This window comes from Legionella drancourtii LLAP12 (genome assembly GCF_000162755.2).
In the GTDB taxonomy this organism is placed as follows: Bacteria; Pseudomonadota; Gammaproteobacteria; order Legionellales; family Legionellaceae; genus Legionella; species Legionella drancourtii.
Genome location: NZ_JH413800.1, coordinates 1 through 9,160, shown reverse-complemented (window position 1 = coordinate 9,160; position 9,160 = coordinate 1). Strand labels below are relative to the sequence as shown.

The window sequence follows — 9,160 nt, the reverse complement described above, 5'->3', positions numbered from 1 at the left end:
AAAATTCTACTTTTGACATCAGTTATTTTTCGGGGGGATTACCGATAACACATCTGCTTTGAAATCATTGAAATCAAAATTCGCTAAATCTATTTTTTTATTCTTATTCATTGTCACCTCTACAAAATTGTACAAATTATATCAATTTTTAAGAGATGACACAGTTATTTGAACACTACCTCATTCAGTAATGTGGCGCTCCAACTTACAATCCCAAATTCATCTTGCATTCATCTTTGTAATCCCAATTATCAATCAGTTCTTTAATACTTGCATTGCCTGCACTTTCAGCTGCTGTTTCTCCAATCTTATTAGTGATAGTTTTATCAGCCTGGTGCTCAAGGAGTAGTCTAACAAGTTCTTTATGACCTTTATATGCGGCTCTAATTAGGCAAGTATCCTTTCCATTAAACTGCTTATTAATGTCTTTAATGATTAAAAGAAGTTCTTTGATTCTGCGCATATCTTGAGCGTCCCAACATAACTCAAATAATTCATTTTCTGGTGATATTTCTTCGACCTGTTGTCTAGAGGAGGACTTAGCCCGTAATTGAAAAAAACTATTTGATACGGTTGGCTTATTTATTACAAGGTTTGTTAAATCCCACCCAATTTTTTTAGCCTCTTTAATTACTTTTGAATCGTTAAAATTGATGGCTACATTGATTAATATTGTAATTGCTTTAATTCTAGCATGATAATCATTAAGCTCTTTAAAATATTGAGGCAAAGAAGAAGAGAAAAATTTCTCTACAGCCTTTAAATCACCATTGGATTTAATAATTTTTGAGCATAATATAGAAATAGCTGCCCTCATAACTTCTTGATCGACTAAATTAGCATCTGCTTCAATAAGCAATTGAATAGCCACTTCATTTTCAGTAGAGATAGCAACTGCGAGCATTGGTTGATTGAATATAATATCTTTAGCATTAACATCAGCTCCATGTTTAATTAGAAGCTTAATAATTTGTTTTTCTGGTTCACCTAAATTCTTTTTAAAAATAGCATATTCAAGCAGCAATTTACGGTCGTCGAAATTAATATTTATATTGGAATAAAATGCTATAATACTTTTTACAAGTTCTAATTGTCCTTTTTCTACTGCCCAACATAAAAATTGTTCACCTTTATGCTCAATTCCTGAATTTATATATTGTTCGTACTGTTCAATGTTAAGTAGAACTTTTTCAATCGATTCGGAATCAGCCATAATATTATCCAATAATTGGTTCCAATCTTTAACCAGTTTTATTTTAAATGCCGCTTCTTTTTGACTAACAGTGGAAGGAAGATAAGGATAGAGTTCTTCAAGATTATTTAGCTCATTGATAACGTATAAATCACACCACTCTAAGAAGGCTGCCATACTTAATTGCTGAGCTTCAAATACGGGAATTAATGGAATTAAAGAAGTATTCAATTGACTATACGTTTTATAAAGTAAGGGCTGCAATTCTTTATGCGCAATTAAGCGTTGACTATGAGAATCAGAATAACCTCTATAATTGATTGGATTAGATCTAGCCCACCGCCTTAAACCTAATTGCTGAGGTGTTTCACCACCCGCTCCGACTAATACAGCAGGTATACCTACTTTAAGTAGTTGACTAGCTAAAACGATATAAAAATCCATTATCAGTTGTGTATTTTTTCTAAAATCTAATTGGGTTTCAATAGAATCTAGCACTAGGTTTCCATCTTCTGCCAACCATGCCCAAGATTGAGAAACAATACTATCATGAGAATCGGGTTCTTTTCCTTGCTGCTTACATAGTACATAAAAACCCGATCTCTCATTGGTAATCCCATAAGTGACACAGCTTTTTCCATTTTCATTAATTGATTGACAACAGCCAGTCATATGCCCAAGTAGCGCTGCACGTGGATCGCTTGAAGGTAATTTTTTTAAATAATAACCTTTATAGTTATCAGAGATACTTTCGCCAGAAATAAATAAGTCGGGAATATAAGTTGCATTATCTTTAGGGATCAAATCTAGATATTGCCCAAATACTTTTTCTGGAATGCCATATTGCAAAAATAGTTCTGCAGCTGCTAAGTTTTCCTTAGCCCTTCTATAAGCCCTATGTTTTGCATATGAGAAAAGAACAGACAGGGGTGTACGAGGCGACAATAAGCGGCTTTTGACAGTAGCCTCTATTTCTTTTTCTTTTTCTTTAATTTTTGCTTCGATATAATTTTCAAGGCTTATAACCGTAGATGTAGATTTAGCATCATTTTTCTTCTTTAGCTTTATTTGATAACTATCTTTTATTAAGCTCTTAATTTCTTCCTTTTTATCGCTCAACTCCGTTCGTTTTTGTTCAAATTGCTGTTGCTGCTCAACTTCTAATTTTCCTGTTAATGGGTAACTAAGTGTCTGCCTCACATAAGCATCAAATTTTTTATTTGTTTCTTTTTCAATTTTCTTAATAGGCAATGGTATATCACTGAGTTCAAATAGCGCTTCATATTCCTTAACAAAGCGCTGTCTCCATTCCTGATAAATATCTTCTTTAACACCGCTTTCTAATTGTGTTTTATTTACTTTAACATGATTTTCAATGCGTGTAGCTAAAGGTAACAATCTAAAAATAGGAGAGTTAGCATGTGTTGGAAAATTATGTTTGATAATTCCATGCCATAAGTTAAGATTGCAAGAAAACGGTGGTCGCGGAAACAAACAAGCATCATGAATTTTTATTTTGCATTTGAGGGAATTGTTTTTCAAAATTTTCTAAATATTTCAGAGCTTCGCCTACTGTACCAAATACTATTACTAGATTTGCGGCTCGCGTTCTTGCTGATTCTAGCCGTTCAATTTTTGGTTGATAATATTCTTCAATTTCTGATGCACTAAGAGTTAGTTTTAATAGTTCTAAGTAAGCATCTTGGCTAAAACCTTTATAATATTCGCAGTAAATAGGCAAGGCTTCTAACTCGCTAGCTTGCTCTTCGCTGCTGAAAGAATTAGCTGTGTTTAAAATTTCTCTTACTAACATAATAAAATATCTACCCTAATGAATTTGTGTAAAATTATAGCATATATTGTATTTGTATCAAACATATTGAATACTGTCGAGTCGCTCAAAACAAATGTTACCCAAGAAAGGCCTAGTGTGTACATCAATGGCATTCGGTTAAGGAATTTTTACGGCATAAATTGCTCGCGTTTTAGAGTTATTCATATGAACCAACGATTTTTGGAGTTTGATGCAGCAAAATTGCCTCTGCAAAAGCTTAACCGAATGCCATTGACGTACACACTAGGCCAAAGTCACATTAAATTACTGAAAATTTTAAAAAAAGGGTAGCCATTATAAATAAAATGAAATACATTTTCGTCTTTAGTTTGAGGAGTAAAAAAAGATCGAACATGATAGGGAAAAATGTATTTCATAACAAAGTAGTTATCGTTTGTCTTATTGCTTCCGCGGGTATAAGCAATGCGCAACAAGGCATCGAGTTCGTGTTAGATGGAGGGGTGACTTGGTTTAACATTCCTCATACCACAATTACACCTACGGATATTGAAACCGACTATTTAAGCAAGGGGCATACGAATACAACAGGAGACGTGGGGCTAGGGATTTATCATAAACAACCGTTATTAGTTAATGGTTCTGCTTGGTTTAATACGTTCGGTTTTGGCTTAGCGATTCGCTATAGTGGCTTTTCAGATAATGTAGCTAACGGTAATGTATATCAATTTGAGCAGACAAATTTAGATAATTATCACTATAAACTCTACTTTGAAAATACACGACTTTTAGCTCAATTGACGTTAGATGTTTTGACTTATAAACAAGTATCGTTATACCTGATGGGCGGCGTTGGCGAAGGATGGTCCCGTTTGCGTTATCAAGATTTTCCTAATGAAAAAGATCTTGGTGGAGGCTTATCTTTACCTAAAGAGACAACATCTCGATTGGTAGGTGATGTTGGCATTGGCATTAATTATCACCATACCTCACACATTTCATACTCTTTAAGTTATCTTTATACCGATTATGGCCATATCACCGCAAACAGTTATGGTAACTTGAATGGCGAACCAGTCAAGATAGTAGCGCCCTCGTTTCTCATTGATTCCCACGCGCTTTTAGTGGGCATACATTATTTAGCTTAATCATATAAAGGTGCATGATGCGAATTTATAGTTCTGTAAGTTTATTATTATTCTATTCTGTTGCGAGTTTTGCTGAGTTACCAGTTTCATTTACCTCGCTGCCAACAATCAATAATCTTGCTATCGGTCAAAAGCAAACATTAAACTATGTTATTCATAATAACGTCATTCGACGTAATCTACCTATTCGAACTATTCAGGTAATTAATGATGGGGATGCGCAACCGGCACAAGTCACCCAATGGACCACAACATGTGGAACTAGTTTGCCTGCTAATGGCAGTTGCACCATTAGTGTTACCATTGAAAATGCTAATGCTGATATAAATCGCCATTTGAGTATCAATTATGGTGGCCGAAGCCCTTTAGTTAGCCCAATAAAATTACATGTAGGCAAAGCAAAATATACAGTTTTTGTGTACATCATTGGTTCTGATTTACAAAGCAAGAATAACTTCGCTGATTTTAATATTGCTCAAATGATGGAAGTTGGTTCAACTGAAAATATCAATGTTGTATTGGAAACAGGTGGAGCAGCATCGCCAAGTTATTTATCTGTAAAGCGCCAAATTGTTTATCCTGGCTCTCTGGTTGAATTAGACGATCTAGGCAATGTGCCAATGGGGGCTCCCAATACTATCCAAGACTTTTTAGAATGGGGTATTGCCAAGTACCCGGCTGATCGATACATAACTGTTTTTTGGGATCATGGCGGAGGTCCTAATGGTGGTTATGGTGGAGATGAAAATAATTCACCCAGCGTAATAGCTATTAATGACTTGGCTTCCGTCATTAATAACGTAACGACCAATACGAGGACTCTCTTTGAAATCATTGGATTTGATGCCTGTCTTATGGGGAATGCTGAAACAGTAGCAAGTCTCGCATCCAATATACATTATTTCATTGGCTCAGAAGATCTAGAGCCCGGCCAAGGATGGCAATATAATACTTTTTTAGCCTATTTAAATGCTTATCCTAATGCCAATGGTAACGACATTGGGCGAGTAATCATTGATGGTTATACCCAACAAAATGAGGGGAATGCGACTACTTTGTCATTAGTGGATGCGAGTCAAATATCAAATTTAATTGCTGCTATGACGAATTTCGCGAGTATCCTTGACACTTATTTGACGAATAATACTAATTGGAAACTCATCGCGAAAAGCCGTTTTAAATCGGCCGACTATTATACTTCAGTATGGGATAGCAAAAGCACAGATGTAGTCGATCTCGTTGAGTTTGTTCAACGTATAAGTAATCAATTTACTTCTGATGCAAATTTAGGTGCTGCTTCACAAGCCGTCATTTCCGCAGTTAATAATGCTGTTGTATATTATAAAAATAGTTTTGATCGCGCGGATTCTTATGGGTTAACGGTTTATTACCCATCGATTTTAACTCAATATAAAACCCAATACCCACAAGTGACCTCTATTAATGGCGTTAATTTTTTCTCACAAGCATATGTTAATTTAGTAGGTAATTATTACACTTACTATCAGAATAATCTTAGTGAACTAACAGCCACATTAACAGATCTGGCATTTGATGGAACAAACTACACAGCAACGGTGACTAATGATTATAATGAAATCTATGCCGCTGTAGGTAATGAAAGTTGCACCAATTTGCTAAATGCTGAAAATCAAGCCTTACCCGCTGCCCCGTGTTATCAAAGTATTCAATACCAAGGAATTGAGGCTACACAAAGTGGAGCCAATTGGAATATTAGCTTTACGAAAGCTGATTATGCGAATACTTGGCCATTACTTAATGGTTTGCCTGTGTTATTTATTCCTGATGATGCAACACCAAACAATCCAGGCGAAACAAATTTTTTAATTCCTGTCACTTGGATTCAGAATAGTACGAATATAGATGGTTATATTAGTATTATTCTAAATCAACAAAATGAATTTCACGTGGTTGGTTTTCAAAATGCCATTGGTAGCAGTAACACTGCAGGTAAAATCTTTACATTACGTGAAGGAGATACTTTTAGTATTCGCAGTTATGCAGAAATAAATTCAATCTGGGGCTTAACAAGAACAACGAATACAGTTAATTATCCATTGACCCTCAGTTTTGGTAATGTCTCATCGGATAATGACGCCTTTCGTTTCCTTGCAGGAGACATTACTGGTGCTTTAATTATTAGCCCAACATCTCAACCATATTAATGGACGAATTTCCAAGCTGTCGTAATTTAAACGATAGCTTGGCTTGATCTGAAAGTAAGACTTTAATTTAGATGCTCAAAAATTTCTACTTTATTGGAAATTTAAAAAATGTAATAATATCCGAAAATTAGTTTTATTTTTAACCTATTAAAATAAGTACATGGATTTTGCGTTGAAACTATTATTTTTTTGTTTTTCTCTTATTCCCTCAACCTTATGCGCGAATAATATAACCCTCTTCGTCACTGGTGGTCCAAACAACGCCAGATTAAGTAATAAACCATTGGTTGAAATTAATGATTTTGTTACAAACGGCTACCAATCTGCTCATAAGAACCATTGGGGGGGATTCTGGGGGGCTGGTATTGCTCATTCATTTGCAGAAATAGTGCCTTCTACCAATATTTCATTGGGCTTAGCAGGGTATTCGACTCAATTAGGAAGCGTCCGAGGAAAAGAATATCCATTTATTAATGATGGGATTTATGATGCATTAGACTACAGCTTTCGAGTAAAGAGCAGTCAACTAATGCTTGAATCACGACTCTCATATGTTTTTTATAATTGGCAACCTTTTGTTTTAGTTGGAATAGGTAAGGCCTGGAATCGTTTAAAAAATTATAATGAAGTTACGGCGGACCCATCATCGAGCGCTACTGCTCTGAATCCAGGATTCAGCAGTAATACTCATCGTAATTTTGCTTATGAGTTGGGTGTTGGTGTACAACATTCACTTTTTGAAGATAAAAAACATAACATTCATTATAGGGCATCGGTAGGCTATCGCTATTTTCATTTGGGTAAAGGTAAATTAGGAGCTCTTCCCGAGCAAACGTCAACAGACCGTCTTCAAATAAAGAATATATACACACAAGGTATCGCGTTTTCAATCGAGGCTTCTTTCAATTAAAATTGACATTAGGATGATGTTGCATGAAAAAAAGGATTCATACTTTAATTATCACCGTATTTTTTGCGTTGTCAGTCGCACATGCTGGTGCCATTATGGATATTGTACCTAGTAGTACAAGCTCCATTGCTATTTCGCAAAATGGTCAAACCTATTTAACTTACGTCATCAAAAACAACACATCCAAAACACTTAGTTCGCTCTCTATAGATCCCGGATTTGGCGGTGCAGGACGCTCTTTATCCTTGTACGTAAGTACTAATCAATGCGGAATTCTCGTGCCAGGGGCTAGTTGCGTATTTATAGTAACGATACAAGGAATTAATCAGCAAGCATTTACTACATTAACCCCTCGTGTTTGTGCCTATAATGGCTCAGTCTGTTCCATACCAATTTTAAGCAACCGAGTGACAGTTACTGCTAGTCCCAATATGCCAAACTCGACATTTCCAATGCCTTATGCCGGTACTTTTTACCCCATATATAATTCGGGTCCCGGCCAATGGATTGAACCTAATGCAACCATGCCTTTCCAACGGATTAGCGCTATTTTCATCGCGTTTGCTCATGCCTACCCTTTAGGAAATGGAGCTATTTTTACCTATGAAGCGGGCCAACCTGATGAACCAAGCAGAGTAACCCTACTCTCACAAGTAGCCCGTAGTATCAACCCATCCATAAAAATTTTAATTTCCCTTGGGTGGGGGAAAAATGATTGGGCATATATTAATAATGATTACATCAATCATGCTAATTTATTCGTGCCAAGTGTCATTAACTTTATTCGCACAAATAATTTAGATGGAATTGATATTGACGATGAAGAAATCGGCGGCGCAACAGGAGACATACCACAAGCTAATTTCGATGGCGTAATTGCGAACCTAAGAAATGCATTAAATTATGCCTCACTACAAGATGGCAAACAATATTATTTGACTATTACCCCTGCTGGCAATAATTCGCAACCAGGAGGAATTGAAAACACTCAGATTGATACACAAAATGCGAATAGCTTTAATCTAATTAATATTCAAACATATTATAATGGTAGTGAAACTTTTGGCGAAGATTTTTTGAATAATCTTATTGCTATCGGTTATCCCCCTACTCAAATTGCAAACGGAATTGATACAGAAAATTGTAATCCTGTATTCCCTTCCTATCTTAATTTAGCAGGATTATTCAACTGGAATATGACTGCTGATAGCGCCTGTAATTTTCAGTACACAGTAGAGCTTGCTGATCTGGTGAGTTATTATGGATAACAAAACATTAATACATGAAATACTAGTTTGTAATAAATGCGGGCGTTGCTGTTTCTTGCCCCTAAAAATAATTAGGGGCTGTTTGGCTAATAATGACGTATTAGTGGTGTTTTTTCGTTGTTTTGTGTAACAATGGTTATATCACTCAAAGAGAAAAATGCACTTTTATTGTAATTTAAGGAAAAAATGGTTTGAGCCATGGTTTGCACCGTGATTTGGGCCAGGAATTTCTCTACATCGTTATGTTTATAGTATTGAGCTAATTTTTCCCCAGTAACTGCCGGGATTCCCCAGGCCATAGGATCAATTAATGCACTATAATCTAATTCCAATGTCAGAAGCCCTTTTTTTTGTTTTGTCGAAGTCTCCTGGAACATGGATTCTATTTGTGTGAGATCTCCTTTTTCTATTGCAACAATAAACGTTTGCAAAGCAGCGAACGATAAATCAAATTCTTCCATATCTTCTTGATATAATATGTGAGTTTCGCCCGTATCTTGAAAACTGTATTGATTTATCATATTAATTTATTTCTCATAAGTGTTAAAGGATAGCTTACATTGTCTCACGCTATCCTTAAGATAATATTAAATGAAAAATAACTCTACGTTCATGCCAGGGCGATTTTATCGAGGTTCAAAACCCAACCACTTTTTTAGTATAT

General features: G+C 35.6%; 7 protein-coding genes. 4 read left to right on the top strand and 3 right to left on the bottom strand.

Annotated features, from left to right (window positions below; translation table 11 throughout):
* Positions 1–205: 205 nt before the first annotated feature.
* Both LDG_RS02470 and LDG_RS02465 read right to left on the bottom strand, forming a co-directional pair.
* A complete protein-coding gene (locus tag LDG_RS02470) occupies positions 206–2,686 on the bottom strand; it encodes an ankyrin repeat domain-containing protein (RefSeq protein WP_040534219.1) in 2,481 nt (826 codons plus the stop codon).
* Positions 2,687–2,693: 7 nt separating this feature from the next.
* Positions 2,694–3,005, bottom strand: coding sequence for a hypothetical protein (locus LDG_RS02465; protein ID WP_006869532.1), 312 nt, complete (start codon positions 3,003–3,005; stop codon positions 2,694–2,696).
* Positions 3,006–3,379: 374 nt separating this feature from the next.
* On the opposite strand from LDG_RS02465, the gene LDG_RS02460 reads away from it, so the two are divergent.
* From LDG_RS02460 to LDG_RS02445, 4 genes are all read left to right on the top strand, one after another.
* On the top strand, positions 3,380–4,132 hold the full coding sequence (locus LDG_RS02460) for an outer membrane protein (RefSeq protein WP_006869529.1): 753 nt from the start codon (positions 3,380–3,382) through the stop codon (positions 4,130–4,132).
* Between the two features lie 17 nt (positions 4,133–4,149).
* Positions 4,150–6,318: a clostripain-related cysteine peptidase gene (locus LDG_RS02455; protein WP_006869528.1), complete on the top strand. Its 2,169-nt coding sequence runs from the start codon at positions 4,150–4,152 to the stop codon at positions 6,316–6,318.
* A gap of 172 nt (positions 6,319–6,490) precedes the next feature.
* Entirely contained in the window at positions 6,491–7,228 is a 738-nt protein-coding gene (locus tag LDG_RS02450) for an outer membrane protein (protein ID WP_006869527.1), read from the top strand.
* A gap of 23 nt (positions 7,229–7,251) precedes the next feature.
* Positions 7,252–8,496 (top strand): glycosyl hydrolase family 18 protein, encoded by a 1,245-nt coding sequence (locus LDG_RS02445; protein ID WP_006869526.1) that lies wholly within the window; start codon positions 7,252–7,254, stop codon positions 8,494–8,496.
* An 86-nt stretch (positions 8,497–8,582) separates the two neighbouring features.
* Here LDG_RS02445 and LDG_RS02440 read toward each other — a convergent pair whose 3' ends face one another.
* Positions 8,583–9,017 carry a hypothetical protein gene (locus LDG_RS02440; RefSeq protein WP_006869525.1) on the bottom strand — a complete coding sequence of 145 codons (435 nt, stop codon included), beginning with the start codon at positions 9,015–9,017 and terminating at the stop codon, positions 8,583–8,585.
* Between the last annotated feature and the right edge of the window lie 143 nt (positions 9,018–9,160).

Bases quoted from the DNA above. Each gene is read 5' to 3' on its own strand.
- LDG_RS02465 (WP_006869532.1), bottom strand. From the start codon at position 3,005: ATGTTAGTAAGAGAAATTTTAAACACAGCTAATTCTTTCAGCAGCGAA.
- LDG_RS02460 (WP_006869529.1), top strand. From the start codon at position 3,380: ATGATAGGGAAAAATGTATTTCATAACAAAGTAGTTATCGTTTGTCTT.
- LDG_RS02455 (WP_006869528.1), top strand. From the start codon at position 4,150: ATGCGAATTTATAGTTCTGTAAGTTTATTATTATTCTATTCTGTTGCG.
- LDG_RS02445 (WP_006869526.1), top strand. From the start codon at position 7,252: ATGAAAAAAAGGATTCATACTTTAATTATCACCGTATTTTTTGCGTTG.
- LDG_RS02440 (WP_006869525.1), bottom strand. From the start codon at position 9,017: ATGATAAATCAATACAGTTTTCAAGATACGGGCGAAACTCACATATTA.